General features: G+C 72.7%; 16 protein-coding genes and 1 pseudogene. 7 read left to right on the forward strand and 10 right to left on the reverse strand.

Going from position 1 to position 15,994, the window contains the following annotated elements; all coding sequences use genetic code 11:
- Window positions 1–42: 42 nt before the first annotated feature.
- The 7 genes from BLQ67_RS10055 to tdh form a co-directional block, all read right to left on the reverse strand.
- Window positions 43–1,326 (reverse strand): M18 family aminopeptidase, encoded by a 1,284-nt coding sequence (locus BLQ67_RS10055; protein ID WP_092504726.1) that lies wholly within the window; start codon window positions 1,324–1,326, stop codon window positions 43–45.
- Window positions 1,327–1,360: 34 nt separating this feature from the next.
- Complete coding sequence (locus BLQ67_RS10060; RefSeq protein ID WP_092504728.1) at window positions 1,361–1,747, reverse strand: DUF3054 domain-containing protein; 387 nt, start codon at window positions 1,745–1,747, stop codon at window positions 1,361–1,363.
- A 2-nt stretch (window positions 1,748–1,749) separates the two neighbouring features.
- Window positions 1,750–3,204, reverse strand: coding sequence for an amidophosphoribosyltransferase (gene purF / locus BLQ67_RS10065; RefSeq protein WP_092504730.1), 1,455 nt, complete (start codon window positions 3,202–3,204; stop codon window positions 1,750–1,752).
- Between the two features lie 201 nt (window positions 3,205–3,405).
- Complete coding sequence (locus BLQ67_RS10070) at window positions 3,406–5,538, reverse strand: RecQ family ATP-dependent DNA helicase (protein ID WP_172802295.1); 2,133 nt, start codon at window positions 5,536–5,538, stop codon at window positions 3,406–3,408.
- A 126-nt stretch (window positions 5,539–5,664) separates the two neighbouring features.
- A complete protein-coding gene (locus BLQ67_RS10075) occupies window positions 5,665–5,976 on the reverse strand; it encodes a hypothetical protein (protein WP_092504732.1) in 312 nt (103 codons plus the stop codon).
- A gap of 157 nt (window positions 5,977–6,133) precedes the next feature.
- A complete protein-coding gene (locus BLQ67_RS10080; protein WP_172802296.1) occupies window positions 6,134–7,312 on the reverse strand; it encodes a glycine C-acetyltransferase in 1,179 nt (392 codons plus the stop codon).
- The gene (gene tdh, locus BLQ67_RS10085) at window positions 7,312–8,361 is read right to left on the reverse strand and encodes an L-threonine 3-dehydrogenase (RefSeq protein ID WP_092504736.1); all 1,050 of its coding nucleotides are present in this window, start codon (window positions 8,359–8,361) and stop codon (window positions 7,312–7,314) included. The genes BLQ67_RS10080 and tdh overlap by 1 nt, the downstream gene beginning before the upstream one ends.
- A gap of 170 nt (window positions 8,362–8,531) precedes the next feature.
- Here tdh and BLQ67_RS10090 point away from each other — a divergent pair, with 170 nt between their 5' ends.
- Entirely contained in the window at window positions 8,532–9,158 is a 627-nt protein-coding gene (locus BLQ67_RS10090; protein WP_092506885.1) for a GrpB family protein, read from the forward strand.
- A 184-nt stretch (window positions 9,159–9,342) separates the two neighbouring features.
- Here BLQ67_RS10090 and BLQ67_RS10095 read toward each other — a convergent pair whose 3' ends face one another.
- On the reverse strand, window positions 9,343–9,741 hold the full coding sequence (locus BLQ67_RS10095; protein WP_157674789.1) for a FadR/GntR family transcriptional regulator: 399 nt from the start codon (window positions 9,739–9,741) through the stop codon (window positions 9,343–9,345).
- Window positions 9,742–9,765: 24 nt separating this feature from the next.
- On the opposite strand from BLQ67_RS10095, the pseudogene BLQ67_RS10100 reads away from it, so the two are divergent.
- The 5 genes and pseudogenes from BLQ67_RS10100 to BLQ67_RS10120 all read left to right on the forward strand — a co-directional run.
- Window positions 9,766–10,230: pseudogene (locus BLQ67_RS10100) on the forward strand (phosphogluconate dehydrogenase C-terminal domain-containing protein); the annotation flags it as partial.
- A 283-nt stretch (window positions 10,231–10,513) separates the two neighbouring features.
- Window positions 10,514–11,605 (forward strand): phosphoribosylformylglycinamidine cyclo-ligase, encoded by a 1,092-nt coding sequence (gene purM / locus BLQ67_RS10105; RefSeq protein WP_092504740.1) that lies wholly within the window; start codon window positions 10,514–10,516, stop codon window positions 11,603–11,605.
- A 95-nt stretch (window positions 11,606–11,700) separates the two neighbouring features.
- Window positions 11,701–11,895, forward strand: coding sequence for a hypothetical protein (locus BLQ67_RS10110; protein WP_092504742.1), 195 nt, complete (start codon window positions 11,701–11,703; stop codon window positions 11,893–11,895).
- 86 nt (window positions 11,896–11,981) lie between these two features.
- Window positions 11,982–12,389 carry a DUF4190 domain-containing protein gene (locus tag BLQ67_RS10115; protein WP_092504744.1) on the forward strand — a complete coding sequence of 136 codons (408 nt, stop codon included), beginning with the start codon at window positions 11,982–11,984 and terminating at the stop codon, window positions 12,387–12,389.
- Between the two features lie 67 nt (window positions 12,390–12,456).
- A complete protein-coding gene (locus tag BLQ67_RS10120) occupies window positions 12,457–12,858 on the forward strand; it encodes a DUF4190 domain-containing protein (RefSeq protein WP_092504746.1) in 402 nt (133 codons plus the stop codon).
- A gap of 36 nt (window positions 12,859–12,894) precedes the next feature.
- Here BLQ67_RS10120 and BLQ67_RS10125 read toward each other — a convergent pair whose 3' ends face one another.
- Together BLQ67_RS10125 and BLQ67_RS10130 are read right to left on the reverse strand one after the other, a co-directional pair.
- A complete protein-coding gene (locus BLQ67_RS10125; protein ID WP_172802366.1) occupies window positions 12,895–14,292 on the reverse strand; it encodes an L-serine ammonia-lyase in 1,398 nt (465 codons plus the stop codon).
- A 91-nt stretch (window positions 14,293–14,383) separates the two neighbouring features.
- Entirely contained in the window at window positions 14,384–14,584 is a 201-nt protein-coding gene (locus BLQ67_RS10130) for a DUF3073 domain-containing protein (RefSeq protein WP_092504748.1), read from the reverse strand.
- A gap of 137 nt (window positions 14,585–14,721) precedes the next feature.
- Between BLQ67_RS10130 and BLQ67_RS10135 the strand changes: the two genes are divergently transcribed.
- Complete coding sequence (locus tag BLQ67_RS10135; protein ID WP_092504750.1) at window positions 14,722–15,846, forward strand: M20/M25/M40 family metallo-hydrolase; 1,125 nt, start codon at window positions 14,722–14,724, stop codon at window positions 15,844–15,846.
- The last annotated feature ends 148 nt before the right edge of the window (window positions 15,847–15,994 follow it).

Raw genomic sequence — 15,994 nt, forward strand, 5'->3', positions numbered from 1 at the left:
CCGTCGGCGACGAGCCGATCAGGCTATCCGATCGAGTCGGCCTCAGCCCCGGTAGAACGCCTCCGCCACGCGCGTGAGCCCCGCGAGGTCGGCGACGCCCGCGAGCTCGCGCGCCGAGTGCATCGACAGGATGGGGATGCCCACGTCGACCGTGCGGATGCCGAGCCGCGTCGCCGTGATCGGCCCGATCGTCGAGCCGCACGGCACGGTGTTGTTCGACACGAACTCCTGCACGGGCACGCCCGCCGCGTCGCTCCAGCCGCGCCATGCAGCGGAGCCTGCGCCGTCGGTCGCGTACCGCTGGTTCGCGTTGATCTTGAGGATCGGGCCCGAGCCGAGCAGCGGCCGCACGACGGGGTCGTGCTTCTCGGGGTAGTTCGGGTGCACCGAGTGGCCGACGTCGCTCGACACGTGCCACGACGACGTCATCGCGCGCATGCGCTCCTCGCGCGTCGCGCCGAGGGCGACGCCGATGCGCTCGAGCACCTCGTCGAGGAAGGGGCCTGCGGCACCCGTGCGGGTCTCCGAGCCGATCTCCTCGTGGTCGAAGATCGCGAGCAGCGGGATGTGATCGGCGTCGAAGCCGTCGGCGACCGCGCCCAGCGCGACGACGCCCGCGTGCACGCTCGCGAGGTCGTCGAGGCGGCCCGAGGCGAAGAACGCGTCGTCCTTGCCGAACACGGCGCCGCGCGCCGCATCGGCCACCGACAGGTCGTAGCCCCGCACGCGCGCGACGTCGACGCCCGCGATGCCGGCCATCTCGCCGATGAGGTCCGCCGACTCGGGCGAGCCGAGCCCCCACACGGGCTGCGTGTGCGCCTGGCGGTCGAGCGTGAGGCCCTCGTTCGCCGAGCGGTCGAGGTGGATGGCGAGCTGCGGCAGGCGCAGCATCGGCCCGGAGGCGACGAGCACCTCGGCGCCGTCGTCGAGCACGAGCCGGCCGGCGAGGCGCAGCTCGCGGTCGAGCCACGAGTTCAGCAGCGGGCCGCCGTAGACCTCGACGCCGGCCTGCAGCCATCCGAGACGCCCGGTGGTCGGCTGCGGCTTGACCGTGAAGCCGGGGGAGTCGGTGTGGGCGCCGAGGATGCGCACGGGCGTCGTCGCCGACGCGGATGCGGGCACGATCCACGCGATCGCCGCGCCGTCGCGCACGACGAGGTAGGCGCCCGGCGCCGTCGGCCACGCGTCGCCCTCCGCCAGGCGCGTGAAGCCCTGCGTCTCGAGCCGGCGCGCGACCTCGGCGGCGGCGTGCAGCGCCGAGGGGGATGCCGCGACGAGGTCGGCGAGATCCTCGGCGTGGGCGATCGGATCGGCGGCTGCGGGCACGGGGAGGACCTCCAACGGTGACGGTCCTTCGAGGCTATCGCTGCGCGTCGACAGCCTTCGCGGCACGACGCCCGAGCAGCCGGGCGATGCCGCGCCAGCCGACGAGCAGCAGCGCGAGCGTGAGGGTCGCGACGACGACGAACGCGATCGCCGTGCCCTCGCCCACGAGCATCCGCAGCAGCATGCCGCCGGCCACGGTCACGAGCCACACGGGCACGCCCGTGCGCAGCGGCGCGAACGGCGCGCGCCACGCGCGCGTCGCAGCCCATCCGACCGCGAGCGCCACGACGAACGGCAGCGCCGTCGCCAGCACGCCCACGAGATCGAAGGACTCGTGGCTCGCGCGCCCCACGGCGGCGAAGGCGACGACGGCGACGACGTCGATCGCCGCAGCGACCGCGACCTGGCGGGCGGGCGCCACGGTCAGCTCAGCTGCGTCCGCTCGACCCACGACAGGTACTCGTCGGTGACGGTGCCCGTGACGTACTCGCCCGTGAAGCACGACATGTCGAGGCCGGGGATGTCGGTGCCCTCGAGGATCGCCGCCTGCATGTCGGCGACCTCCTGGAAGACCGTGTAGTCGGCGCCGAGGGCCGTGTTGACCTCGGGGATCGTCTTGCCGGCGGCGATGAGCTCGGACCGCGAGGGCATGTTGATGCCGTACACGTGCGGGTAGCGCACGGGCGGCGCCGCCGACGTGAACGTGACCTTGTTCGCGCCCGCCTGGCGCGTCATCTCCACGATCTCGCGGCTCGTCGTGCCGCGCACGATCGAGTCGTCGACGATGAGCACGTTCTTGCCGCGGAACTCGCTCGGCATCGCGTTGAGCTTCTGGCGCACCGACTTCTTGCGCTGCTCCTGCCCGGGCATGATGAACGTGCGGCCGACGTAGCGGTTCTTGTAGTAGCCCTCGCGGTACTCGATGCCGAGGCGACGCGCGACCTGCATCGCCGCCGGACGCGCCGAGTCGGGGATGGGCATGACCACGTCGATGTCGCCGCTCGGCGTGTACTGCTCGATGGTCTTCGCCAGCTGGTCGCCGAGACGCAGGCGGGCGTCGTAGACGCCGATGCCGTTCATCGTCGAGTCGGGACGCGCGAGGTACACGTACTCGAACGAGCACGGCATGAGCACGGGGTTCGGGTGGCACTGCGCCGACACCATCTCGCCGTCGAGCGTGATGAACACGGCCTCGCCGGGGGCGACGTCGCGCACGACCTCGTAGCCCGACGCCTCGAGCACGAGCGACTCCGACGCGAGCACCCACTCCATCCGGTTGCCCGCCGGGCGGCGGCCGAGGATGAGGGGGCGGATGCCGTACGGGTCGCGGAAGCCGAGCATGCCGTGGCCGGCGATGAGCGCGATCGCGGCGTACGAGCCCTCGACGCGCTCGTGCACGCGGCGCACGGCGGTGAAGAGCTGGTCGGCGTCGAGGCCCGAGCCGTTCACGAGCTGCTGCAGCTCGGAGCCGAGCACGTTGACGAGCATCTCGGTGTCGGAGCCCGAGTTGACGTGGCGCATGTCGAGCGTCTCGAGCTGCGCGGCGAGCTCGCGCGTGTTCGTGAGGTTGCCGTTGTGCACGAGCACGATGCCGTACGGCGCGTTCACGTAGAACGGCTGCGCCTCGAGCTCGTTCGACGCCTCGCCCTTCGTGGCGTAGCGCACGTGGCCGAGGCCGGCGTTGCCGAGCAGGGTGCGCATGTCGCGGGTGCGGAACGCCTCGCGCACCTGCCCCTGCGCCTTGCGGATGTGGGCGTGCCGACCGTCGATGGTGGCGATGCCGCAGGAGTCCTGGCCCCGATGCTGGAGCAGCGCCAGCGCGTCGTAGACCTGCTGGTTGACGGGGCTGGTCGAGACCAGACCGACGATGCCGCACACGGGTGATGGGCTCCTTGTGTCAGAGCGGGGGAGGGGCGTGTCGAGCCTACTCCCAGGAGCATCCCCGACTCGACGGTCGGTCGGGTCGTGACTGGTCGCAGTTGCACCACACTGGTCGCAGATTCGGTGCAACTGCGACCAGTCACCGGTGCACCTCCGACCAGTCATCGTCGCGAAGCCCAGTCGGAAGCCGCGGCGGCGTCAGACGCGGCGGTGCACGAGCAGCGGCAGCACGTGGGCGGCGCCCGCGTCGCGCAGCTGCGCGGCGGCGATCGTCACGGGCCACTGCGACGCGGAGGCGTCGACGACGAGCAGCACCGTGCGGCCCGCGACCTCCGTCGGCACCTGGATCGACTGCTGCCACGCGGCGGCCTCGTCGGCCGACGTCAGGTCGCGGCTCGGGATGCTGCCGACGGTCGCCGAGGCGAGGTCGAGTCGGCCGGCGGCCGCGACGCGCTCGGCGACGCCCTCCGCGATCGAGCCCGCGTCGGATGCGGCGCGCAGCACCACGGCGACGTCGGGTCGGGCGGGCCACGTCGTGCGCCACGCGCCGAGCGTCGCGACGGCCGCCTGCCCGAGCTCGTCGAGCGCGGACTGGTCGCCGGCGGTCGCGGCGCGCAGCGCATCCGCCCACTCGGGAGCGTCGGCGTGCACGATCACGCGACCCGTCTCCGCACGGCGGCCCTCGGGGATGCGCCCGCGACCCATCGCACCGCCAGGCCACATCTTGCGCGGCTCGAGCTCGTGCGCGTTGCCGCGCAGCGCGGTGCTGATGGCGCGCACGGTCTCGGTGCGCGGCTCGCCCGCGAGCCCCTCCGACAGCGACCCCGTGCACACCGAGCAGCGTCCGCACGGCGCCGCGGTCGGGTCGTCGAGCGACTCCTGCAGCAGCTGCATGAGGCAGCGGCGGCCGCGCGCGTAGTCGCGCATGATGTCGGCCTCGCGGCGACGCACGGCGACGACGCCGTCGTAGTGCGCCTGGTCGTAGTGCCACGGCGTGCCCGTCGACGACCAGCCCTCGGCCGAGCGCTCGACGACGCCGTCGACCGCGAGCTGCTTGAGCATGAGCTCGACGCGCGTGCGCCGCAGGCCCGTGCGCGCCTCGAGGTCGACGACGGATGCGGGCTCGCCGCTCAGCTCGCCGAGCAGCGTCTGCATCTGCTGCTCGTTCGGGATGGTGGCGGTTGCGAAGTAGTCCCACACGCCCGCATCCGACTCCGAGTGCAGCAGCACGACCTCGGCGTGCTCGATGCCGCGGCCCGCACGACCGACCTGCTGGTAGTACGACACGGGCGACGGCGGCGCGCCGACGTGCACGACGAAGCCGAGGTCGGGCTTGTCGTAGCCCATGCCGAGCGCGCTCGTCGCGACGAGCGCCTTGACGCGGTTGTGCAGCAGATCGTCTTCGAGCCGCTCGCGCGCCGCAGGCTCGAGCTGCCCCGTGTACGCCTCGACGCGCAGGCCGTCGCCGTGCACGGCACGCACCGCGGTGGCGAGGCGCTCGGCGTCGGCGACCGTGAGCGCGTAGACGATGCCCGAGCCCGGCAGCGTCGGCAGGTGGTCGACGACCCACGCGTACCGCTCGATGGGGCTCAGCGCGGGCACGACGTTGAGCTCGAGCGACGCGCGCGACAGCGGACCGCGCAGCACGAGGGTCTCGGATGCGGTGCCGCCGCCTGCGGTCGCGCCGAGCTGCGCTGCGACGTCGGCGGTGACGCGCTCGTTGGCTGTCGCGGTCGTGGCGAGCACGGGCGTCGCGGGGGAGAGGCGCTGCAGCACGTCGGACACGCGGCGGTAGTCGGGGCGGAAGTCGTGCCCCCAGTCGGAGACGGCGTGCGCCTCGTCGATCACGAGCAGGCCGAGGCGGTGCCCGATGGCGTCGAGCACGCGCGCGCCGAAGCCGGGGTTCGCGAGCCGCTCGGGCGAGACGAGCACGACGTCGATCTCGTCGTTCGCGAGCGCCGCCTCGATCGCGCGCCACTCGCCGACGTTCGACGAGTTGATCGCCGCAGCGTTGAGTCCACCGCGCTGCGCGGCCGCAACCTGGTCGCGCATGAGGGAAAGCAGCGGGCTCACGACGAGCGTCGGGCCGTGCCCCTGCGCGCGGCGGATGGCGGTCGCGACCCAGTAGACGGCCGACTTGCCCCACCCGGTGCGCTGCACCACGAGCACGCGAGCGCCGTCGCCCGCGACGAGCGCATCCACTGCCCGCTGCTGGTCGTCGCGCAGCCGAGCGCCCGGCCCGGCGAGCGCCTCGATGACCCGCAGCGCGACCGCCGCGTGCTCGCCGCTCTGGTCGGTCGTCTGCTCACCCGTCGTCTGCGCCCCGCTCACCCCTCGAGGCTAGGTGCACCCGCCGACGCCGTCCGGTCGTGCTCGTCGCGAGGTGCGCATCCTGTCGCGCAGGTACGCATCTCGCTGCGAGGTGCTCCCATTGCCGAGATGCGCACCTCGGAACGATCAGCGGCCGTCGGTGGGCGGGAGCCACTCCGGTTCGCGGTCGGGCGTCGCGGCGGGCTCGGGCGACGCAGATGCGGGCCGTCGGGCGGAGAGCCAGAGCACGAGGCCGCCGCCGACCACGGCCGAGCCGAGCGGCACGGCGATGCGGGAGACCGTGTCGCCGACGCCGAACATCACGGTGAGGAGCGTCTGGTCGAGCTGCGTGCCGCGGACGAGCATTCCGGTCGACGCACCCGCGACGAGCAGCTGCTGCACGAGGAAGCCGGCGGCGATGATCGCGGCGCCGACGATGGCGATGGTGCGGGGTCGCATGGACGTCTCCTTCGTCCTCGTCCGCGCACGGTACCGACCGCGCCTGGACGCCTCATGGCCGCCGATGCCGTCTCGAGGTGCGGTTGCTGCACTCAGGTGCCGTTGCAACCGCACCCCAGTGCAGCAACCGCACCTCGCAACGCCCGCGCGCGGCGCGCTACCCCTGCACCCGCGCCCGCGCGGCGACGAACGCCGCGATCGCACGGTCGACGTCGTCGTCGGAGTGGGCTGCCGAGATCTGCACGCGGATGCGGGCCTCGCCGCGCGGCACGACGGGGAACGAGAACGCCGTCACGTACACGCCCTCGTCGAGCATCGCGTCGGCGATGTCCGACGCCAGTCGTGCGTCGTGGAACATCACCGCGGTGATCGGATGCGTGCCCGGCAGCAGCTCGAAGCCGGCCGACTCCATCCCCGCCTTGAACCGGGCCGTCGCGCGCTGCAGGTGCTCGCGCAGCTCCCCAGCGCCCTCCACCAGATCGAGCGCAGCCAGAGACCCGGCGACGACCGACGGCGCGAGCGCGTTCGAGAACAGGTACGGCCGCGACCGCTGGCGCAGCAGGGCCACGATCTCCGCACGGGCTGCGATGTAGCCGCCCGACGCGCCGCCGAGCGCCTTGCCGAGCGTGCCCGAGATGATGTCGACGCGATCCGAGACGCCCGCGAGCTCCGGGGTGCCCGCACCCGTCGCGCCCGTGAAGCCCACGGCGTGCGAGTCGTCGACCATCACCATGGCGTCGTAGCGCTCGGCGAGGTCGCAGATCGCCTCGAGCGGGGCGAGGTAGCCGTCCATCGAGAACACGCCGTCGGTCACGATCAGCCGACGCCGCGCCCCAGCGGACTCCTGCAGCCGCGCCTCGAGCTCGGCCATGTCGCGGTTCGCGTACCGGTATCGCGCCGCCTTCGACAGGCGTACGCCGTCGATGATCGACGCGTGGTTGAGCGCGTCCGAGATGACGGCATCCTCGGCCGAGAGCAGCGTCTCGAACAGGCCGCCGTTCGCGTCGAAGCACGACGAGTAGAGGATGGTGTCCTCCTGCCCGAGGAAGGCCGACAGCCGCCGCTCGAGCTCGAGGTGCTGCTCCTGCGTGCCGCAGATGAAGCGCACCGACGCCATGCCGAAGCCCCAGTCGTCGAGCGCATCCTTGGCGGCCGACACGATCGTCGGATGGTCGGCGAGCCCCAGGTAGTTGTTCGAGCAGAGGTTGAGCACGGAGGCGTCGCGCACCGTCACCGTGGCACCCTGCGGCCCCGCGATCGCACGCTCGCGCTTGAAGAGCCCCGCCTCGTCGATCTCCGCCAGCTCCGCGGCCAGCGCATCCTTGATGCCGTACATCACGCCTCCTTCGTCATGTCGAGCACGACCTTGCCCGCCGCGCCCGAGCGCGCGACCTCGAACGCCTCCGCCCAGTCCGCGAACGCGAACCGGTGCGTGATGACGGGCGACACGTCGAGGCCCGTCTCGGCGAGCGACGACATGGCGTACCAGGTCTCGTACATCTCGCGGCCGTAGATGCCCTGGATCGTGAGCATGTGGCTCACGACCTTCGCCCAGTCGATGTCGATCGACTGGGACGGCAGCCCGAGCATCGCGATGCGGCCGCCGAAGTTCAGGTTGTCGATGATCGCCGGCAGCGCGCTCGGCGCCCCCGACATCTCGAGCGCGACGTCGAAGCCCTCGCGCATGCCGAACCGCACCTGCGCATCCTCGATGCGCTCGGTCCGCACGTCGATGGCCTCGAACCCCATCGAGCGGGCGAGCTCGAGGCGTGCGGGCGCGACGTCGGTCACGAGGATGTGGCGAGCGCCGACGTGGCGGGCGACGGCCGCGGCCATGAGACCGATGGGGCCGGCGCCGGTCACGAGCACGTCCTCGCCGACGACGGGGAACTTCAGCGCCGTGTGCACGGCGTTGCCGAACGGGTCGAAGATGCCGAAGACGTCGAGCTCGGCGTCCGACACCGTGTCGATCGTGCGGCCCGGATGCACCCACACGTTCGTCGCCGGCACGACGACGCGCTCGGCGAAGGCGCCGTCGCGCTGCACGCCGAGGTTCGACGTGCGGATGCAGAGGTGGCGGCGGCCGGCGCGGCAGTTGCGGCACGTGCCGCACACGACGTGGCCCTCGACCGACGCGATCTGCCCGACCGCGAGGTCGACGACGCCGTCGCCCACCTCGACGATCTCGCCTGCGAGCTCGTGCCCCACGACGAGGCCGGGGCGCACGGCGGCCTGCGCCCACGCATCCCACGCGTCGATGTGCAGGTCGGTGCCGCAGATGCCCGCGCGCAGCACGCGCAGGGCGACATGGCCAGGCGGGACGTGCGGCTCGGGCACGTCGGTCAGACGCAGTCCGGGCTCGCCCGCCGTGACGAGTGCTCGCATGGGGTCTCCATCGACGTCATTCGGGTCGAGGTCGATCCTTCCACGCCGGATGGATGTGTGACGCGGGCCGACCGTGGCACGGAGCGATGCTGGGGAGGTGCCCATGCGCACAGTGCAGATGACCGCCCGCTCAGCATCACGTCGTGCGCGCCGCGGGTACCGTCGACCGCATGCTCGATCGCCAGCGCCGCATCCCCGCCGCCGCGATCGTCGAGCACCACGACGACCCGCCGCCGCCCGGCGAGACGCCTTGGGTCGAGGGCTACGCCCCGACGACCGCCGTGCGCGTCGTCGACGCCGACCCGGGCTGGCCCGCCGTCTTCGCGGCGCTCGAGCGGCGCATCCGGGATGCGCTGGGGGAGCGGGCGCTCGCGATCGAGCACGTCGGCTCGACGTCGGTGGCCGGGCTCGCGGCGAAGCCCGTGATCGACGTCGACCTCATCGTCGCCGACAGCGCCGACGAGACCGCGTGGCTGCCGCCGTTGGGGGCACTGGGCGGCGTGCTCGTGATCCGCGAGCCGTGGTGGCAGCAGCACCGCGTCGTGCGGTTCGCGGACCCCGTCGCGAACGTGCACGTCTTCGGCCCCGACGCTCCCGAGCCCGTGCGCCACGTGATCCTGCGCGACTGGCTGCGCGCGCACCCTGCCGACCGGGATCGCTACGCCGCCGCGAAGCGCGAGGCGGCCGACGCCGCCCGCGCGCACGGCGAGCACGTCATGCAGTACAACGCCCGCAAGCAGTCGGTGATCCGCGAGGTCTACGCTCGCGCGTTCGCGGCGGCCGGTCTCATCGCCTGACTCGACGCCGCGCGAGATGCTCGTGAGCGGTGGGGCATCTGCACTGCGCACATGCCCGGCCGCTCAGAGACACTTCGTGCGGCCGCGCGTGGCACGAGGTGACGCTCAGCGGCGCCTCATCTGCATGTCGCGCGCCAAGGCACGCTCAGCGTCGCCTCGTACCGCGCGCGAGCCTCGCCGGGCCTCACTCCGCCGCGGTCGCCAGCCCTGCCAGGCGCGCGCTCGCGGTGCCCATGTGCGCGCTCATCGCCGACGCGGCCCGGTCGGGGTCGCCCGTGCGGATGGCGTCGAGCACGCGCTCGTGCTCGTCGGTCGCGGTGGTGGCGTGCTCCTCCTCGGCGACGGCGCGGTCGACCCAGACGCGCAGCAGCGAGCGCACGATCTGCAGCAGCTCGACGAGGGTCGCGTTGCCGGTGGCGGCGGCGAGCTCGTAGTGGAAGGCGAGGTCGGCCTCGACGAACGCGTCGAGGTGGTCGACGTTCGCGCGCATCCGCGTCACGGCATCCGCCATGCGCGTGAGCGCGCCGTCGTCGAGCCGCGTCGCGGCGAGGCGGGCGGCGAAGATCTCGAGGCCCGCGCGCACCTCGATGAGCTCGAGCGTGTGCCGTACGCCGACACGTTCGGCGGCATCGCGGCGCCGCAGGACGTCGTGGCGGCGATCGAGTCCGACGACGCCGACGCCACCGCGGCGCTCGAGGCCGTCGTGCGCGCGATCTACGCGCCCGTCATCGACGTGCACTGGGTCACGATCAAGCAGCTCGCGCAGCTCGAGCCGACGCTCGTCGAGACGATCGCGTGCATGGTCGGCGCGCTGCTCAACGAGGCGCTGCACGAGGCCGTGCACACGATGGGCGTGCCCGAGGCCGCCGCTCGCGCGATGCTCTACGGCCACACGCAGATCGCCCTCGCGAACGGCCTGCGCGGCGACAACCCCTTCTCCGACGCGTGCCTCATCGCCATGGACTACGGCAAGGAGTCCATCGTGAAGGACGACTGGAAGAAGATCTTCCGCGACGACGAGCTCGACAAGAACCTCTCGCGCATGCTGCACCTCGACGCGATCGAGCGCTAGCAGCCACCCGGCTCCCGGCGGCGGCGCGGTCAGCGACAACGCACCGCCGCCGGGCACCCTCCCTCAGACTCCCGGCGGCGGCGCGGCCAGCGACAACGCGGCGCCGCCGGGCATCCACCACTGCAGCGTCCGGCGGCGACGCGAGCGAGCATCTCGCCGCCGGGCATCCCTCGATCCCCCGGCGGCGGCTGCGCGTGCCGCGCCGCCGCCGGGTGCCATCCCGCGATGTGGAGGCCACGTGCCCGCGACCGATCGGCATGCGCCCCGCCGGTACCCTGGAGCCGTGACGGATCTCTACGCGGCAGCAGGCGTCGACACGGCAGCGGGCGACCGCGCCGTCGAGCTCATGAAGGCGGCCGTGGCCCGCACGCACGGCGTGGGCGTCGTGGGCGGCGTCGGCGGCTTCGCCGGCCTCTTCGACCTCTCGGCCGCGGGCGAGTACCGCCGGCCGCTGCTCGCCTCGTCGACGGATGGCGTGGGCACGAAGGTCGCGCTCGCGCAGGCGATCGACAAGCACGACACCATCGGCCAGGACCTCGTGGGCATGGTCGTCGACGACATCGTCGTGGTGGGCGCGAAGCCGCTGGCGATGACCGACTACATCGCGTGCGGCCGCATCGAGCCCGCGCGCATCGCCGACATCGTGCGCGGCATCGCCGCGGCATGCGAGGCGACCGGCACGGCCCTGGTGGGCGGCGAGACCGCCGAGCACCCCGGCCTCCTCGGCCCCGACGACTACGACGTCGCCGGCGCCGCCGTCGGCATCGTCGAGGCGGATGCGCTGCTCGGCCCCGACCGCGTGCGCGCGGGCGACGCCGTCGTGGCGATGGCCTCGAGCGGCCTGCACTCCAACGGCTTCTCGCTCGTGCGCCACATCCTGGCCGACAAGGGCATCGCGCTCACGAGCCACGTCGACGAGCTGGGCGGCGTCGCCGCCGAGGTGCTGCTCGAGCCGACGCGCCTCTACACGAGCCCCCTCGTGGCGATGCTCGCCGAGGGCCGCGCCATCCACGCCATCAGCCACGTCACGGGCGGCGGCATCGCCGCGAACCTCGCGCGCGTGCTGCCCACGGGCCTCGCCGTCGAGCTGCAGCGCGGCTGGGCAGTGCCCGACGTGTTCCGCGCGCTCGCGTCGATCGGCGGCCACGACCTCGTCGCGACCGAGGGCACGTGGAACCTGGGCCTCGGCATGATCGCGATCGTCGACCAGGCCGACGCGGCCGCGGTCGTCGCCGACTCCGAGGCCGCAGGCATCCCCGCGTGGGTCGCGGGAGAGGTGCAGGCGGCGGATGCGACGCCGGAGTCCGACGGCTGGGTGCAGGGTGCCAAGGGCGTCGACGGCGGTGCCGTGCGCCTCGCGGGCACGCACGCCTGACGCTCGGCAGCGTCCAAGAACCATCCGAAGAACGTCCGAGAAGCGTTCAGGAATCTTTCGGACTCACGTCAGCGCCATCGGGCAACGTCGAAGCCATGACGATGACCACCGGCTCCGTGCAGCTCCCGCCGCGCCTCGCGGCACCCGCCCCGCAGGTCGCGCCGCCCGTGCAGCAGCGCACCCGTCGCATCGACCGCGTCACCATCGCCCTGCTCGTCGGCGTCGGCGCCTCGGCAGCCTTCGCCGGCATGTCGGCGCTGGCTCTCGCGGCGCTCGCGTCGCTGGGCTGACCGCACTCCTAGGAAACGTCCACAGCCCGCGCGTAGGATCGGCCTCGCCCCGGGCCGCACCGCCCGCACGATCGAGAAGGCGAACCATGACCTACACCCCTCCCGGCCAGGAGCCGCAGCAGCCGTCGTACTCGACGCCCGAGCAGCCCGCCTACTCCGCGCCGCAGTCGTCGTACGCGACGCCGCAGTACGGCCAGAACCAGTACGCCGGCTACGCCCAGCCCAAGCCCAAGAGCGACAAGAAGACCTTCGGCCTGTGGTCGATGATCCTCGGCCTCTCGGGTCTGCTCATCCCGCTCTTCATCAACAACATCGCCGCCATCGCGCTCGGCATCGTGGGTCTCATCAAGGAGAACTCGAAGGGCATGTCGATCACGGGCCTCGTGTCCGGCGGCATCGGCCTGCTGATCTGGGCGCCGATCGTCTGGTTCGTGATCGTGCCGCTCATCGTCATCGCCGCCGTCGGCGCCAGCTACGGCGTCTCGGGCTACTGAGCCACCCCATCCACGCACGAGGGCCCCGCGACCGCGGGGCCCTCGTGCGCTTCCGAGGAGCAGCATCGTGACCAGTCCCTACGACACGCCCTACGGCCAGCAGCCGCAGCCGTACCAGCCGTCGCCGTACCAGCAGCTCGCGCCCTACGGCTCGCCGCAGCACCAGATCGGGCAGCAGCCGTACGCGTACGCCGCCGCCTACGCGACCCCGCGCAGCCCCAAGACCACCTTCGGCACGTGGGCGCTCATCCTCGGCCTCTCGGGCTTCCTGCTGCCCATCGGCCTCAACTCGATCGCCGCGATCGCGCTCGGCATCGTCGGCATCGTCAAGGAGCAGCGTCGCGGCATGTCGATCGCCGGCCTGTCGATCGGAGCCTTCGTGCTCTTCATCTACATGCCGTTCATCTGGTCGGTCTTCGCGATCCTGCTGTCGCTCACGCCGCTGCTATTCCTGCCGTTCATGTACTGACGGCTGGATGCACGGGCGTCGCACGCGCCCGCGAGCTCAGCACTCGACGTACGTGACCGCGAGACCGCCCATCGCGGTCTCCTTGTACTTGTCGCTCATGTCGGCGCCCGTGCGCCGCATCGTCTCCACGGCCGTGTCGAGCGTCACGTAGTGCGTGCCGTCGCCGTGGCAGGCCATGCGCGCGGCGTTGATCGCCTTCACCGACGCCATGGCGTTGCGCTCGATGCAGGGGATCTGCACGAGGCCCTTGATGGGGTCGCACGTGAGACCGAGGTTGTGCTCGATGCCGATCTCGGCGGCGTTCTCGATCTGCTCGGGCGTCGCGCCGATCACCGAGGCGAAGCCCGCGGCCGCCATCGCGCAGGCCGAGCCGACCTCGCCCTGGCAGCCGACCTCGGCGCCCGAGATCGACGCGTTGGCCTTGATGATGATGCCGATCGCGCCCGCGACGAGCAGGAACTCCACCGCCCACGGCAACCGCCGATCGGCGAGCTGCACGTAGCGATCGGCGTAGTGCATGACGGCGGGGATGATGCCGGCGGCGCCGTTCGTCGGCGCCGTGACGACGCGGTTGCCCGCGGCGTTCTCCTCGTTGACGGCGAGGGCGAAGAGGTTGACCCACTCCATGCCCTCGAGCAGGTCGCGCGCGTCGGTGCCGGCGGCGTCGCGCGCGAGCAGCTTGTCGTGCCAGCCCTTCGCGCGCCGCTTCACGTCGAGGCCGCCCGGCAGGATGCCGTCGGTGCGGATGCCCGCATCCACGCAGTCCTGCATGACCTGCCAGATGTGCTCGAGCGCCGCGATCGTCTCGGCCTCGGAGCGCCATGCGGCCTCGTTCGCCAGCATGACGTCGGCGATCGACAGGCCGTTCTCGCGGCAGTGCGCGAGCAGCTGGTCGCCGGTCGTGAACGGCATGGGCAGCGGCCCGGCGGCGTCGGCCGGCTCGGGCACGGGGGCGAGCACGTCGCCCTCGTCGTGCCGCATGACGAAGCCGCCGCCGATCGAGTAGTAGCCGTGCGTCTGCAGCGTCTCGCCCTCGGCGTCGTACGCCGTGATGCGCAGCGCGTTCGGATGCTCGGGCCGCAGCGTGAGCGGGCGGAAGACCACCGCGGTCTTCTCGTCGAACGGCACGGGGTGCGCGCCGCCGAGCAGCAGCGTGCGGTCGGCGCGGATCGCCTCGAGCGTCGCGGCGATCTCGTCGGTCGTGACGGTGTCGGGCGCGAGGCCAGACAGGCCGAGCATCACGGCCGTGTCGGTGCCGTGGCCCGATCCGGTCGCGCCGAGCGAGCCGAAGAGGTCGATGCGCAGGCGCACCGTCGTGGCGCGGGAGCCTGCGGCATCCAGCAGGCGCACGAAGTCCCACGCGGCCCGCATGGGGCCGACGGTGTGCGACGACGACGGACCGATGCCGACCTTGAAGAGGTCGAGCACCGACAGCGACGCGAAGACCGGAGCGGTCTCGGTCGCATGCGACCCGAGGGCAGCCGCAGGCGCGTCGTCGCGCAGCGGCCGGGAGACGGAGGTCACGTCAGGCGCTGCGGCCCTGGTACTCGTCGTCCTGGTCGTCGGAGTCGTCGTCGGCGTAGTCCGCCCACTTGTCGACGTACTCGTCGCTCTCGTGCGGAGTACCGATCTCACGCTCGAGCGCCGAGTAGTTCACGTTCGGGCTGTATGCCTTCAGCTCACGAGCGATCTTCGTGTGCTTGGCCTTCTGACGACCACGACCCATGCTGCACCCCCAACAGAGAACGCCCGCATCCATACTGCGGGCGGTATGCGCGCGCCACCGCGCTTTGCAAGCCAACCGGCAGAATAGCACGGCGGCGCATCCCGATCTCGGCAGCGCCATGGATGGATGGAGCACGCATGCACGACCTGGCCGCCGCCGCGAACGACCGGGTCGACGCGATCGTCGCCGACACGCTCGCGCTGTGCGCCGTCGAGTCGCCCTCGCGCGACGCCGCGGCCTCGCGACGCAGCGCCGACGCCGTGCGAGCCCTGCTCGTCGATCGCCTGGGCGCGACCGTGACGGAGCAGACGATCGACGGTCACGTGCACGTGCGCGCGACGTGGGGCGCGCCGCGCGTGCTGCTGCTGTGCCACCACGACACCGTGTGGCCGCTCGGCACCGTCGATCGCATCCCGCTCGCCGACGGCGACCTCGTGTCGGGGCCGGGCACCGTCGACATGAAGGGCGGCATCGCCATCGCCGTGCACGCCCTCGCGATGCTGCGCGAGGCGGGCGGGGATGCGGCGCTCGAGGGCGTCGACCTGCTGATCACGGGCGACGAGGAGGTGGGGTCGCCGACGTCGCGCCCCATCATCGAGGCGTCGACGGCGCGGGCGGCGCTCGTGCTCGAGGCCGCGGCGCACGGGGGAGAGGTGAAGACGGGCCGCAAGGGCGTGTCGATCTACCGCCTCGAGGTCGTGGGCCGCGCGGCGCACGCGGGCGTCGAGCCCGAGCTGGGCGTCAACGCCGCCGTCGCGCTCGCGCACGCCGTGCTGGCGCTGACGGAGCTCGGGGATGCCGCGGCCGGCACGAGCGTGACGCCGACGGTGCTGCAGGCGGGCACGACGACGAACACGGTGCCGGCGTCGGCGTGGATCGCCGTCGACGTGCGCGCGTGGACGGTCGCCGAGCAGCAGCGCGTCGACGACGCCATCCGCGCGCTCGTCTCGCCGCTCGCCGGCGCGGCCATCGTCGTGCACGGCGGCATCAACCGGCCCCCGCTCGAACGGGCGATGGCGGTCGACCTCTACACGCAGGCGGCGGCGGTCGCGGCGGAGCTCGGCTTCGAGCCGCTGCGCGAGACGGCGGTCGGCGGCGGCTCCGACGGCAACTTCACGGCCGGCGCGGGCATCCCGACGCTCGATGGCCTCGGCCCGTGGGGCGGCGGCGCGCACGCGGACCACGAGCACGCGGTGCGCGCGGCGTTCGCGCCGCGCACGGCGCTCGTCGCCGGCATGGTGCGTCGCCTCCTCGAAGACTGATCCCCGATCCCGGGCGACGCCGCCCCACCTTCGTGGTCGCCGACCACCCGCTCCCTGAGGTGCGAGCCCGAAGGGCGAGCCTCGAAGGGGCCCTCCCGAGGCCGTCAGCCCGTGGGCACCGTTCGAGGCTCGCTCCGCCCGCACCTCA

The sequence above is a fragment of the Agrococcus jejuensis genome, from assembly GCF_900099705.1.
In the GTDB taxonomy this organism is placed as follows: domain Bacteria; phylum Actinomycetota; class Actinomycetes; order Actinomycetales; family Microbacteriaceae; genus Agrococcus; species Agrococcus jejuensis.

Excerpts from the sequence above, each read along its gene's own strand:
- BLQ67_RS10075 (WP_092504732.1), bottom strand. The coding sequence starts at position 5,976 with ATGCGACCCCGCACCATCGCCATCGTCGGCGCCGCGATCATCGCCGCC.
- BLQ67_RS10080 (WP_172802296.1), bottom strand. The coding sequence starts at position 7,312 with ATGTACGGCATCAAGGATGCGCTGGCCGCGGAGCTGGCGGAGATCGAC.
- tdh (WP_092504736.1), bottom strand. The coding sequence starts at position 8,361 with ATGCGAGCACTCGTCACGGCGGGCGAGCCCGGACTGCGTCTGACCGAC.
- BLQ67_RS10090 (WP_092506885.1), top strand. The coding sequence starts at position 8,532 with ATGCTCGATCGCCAGCGCCGCATCCCCGCCGCCGCGATCGTCGAGCAC.
- BLQ67_RS10110 (WP_092504742.1), top strand. The coding sequence starts at position 11,701 with ATGACGATGACCACCGGCTCCGTGCAGCTCCCGCCGCGCCTCGCGGCA.
- BLQ67_RS10115 (WP_092504744.1), top strand. The coding sequence starts at position 11,982 with ATGACCTACACCCCTCCCGGCCAGGAGCCGCAGCAGCCGTCGTACTCG.
- BLQ67_RS10130 (WP_092504748.1), bottom strand. The coding sequence starts at position 14,584 with ATGGGTCGTGGTCGTCAGAAGGCCAAGCACACGAAGATCGCTCGTGAG.
- BLQ67_RS10135 (WP_092504750.1), top strand. The coding sequence starts at position 14,722 with ATGCACGACCTGGCCGCCGCCGCGAACGACCGGGTCGACGCGATCGTC.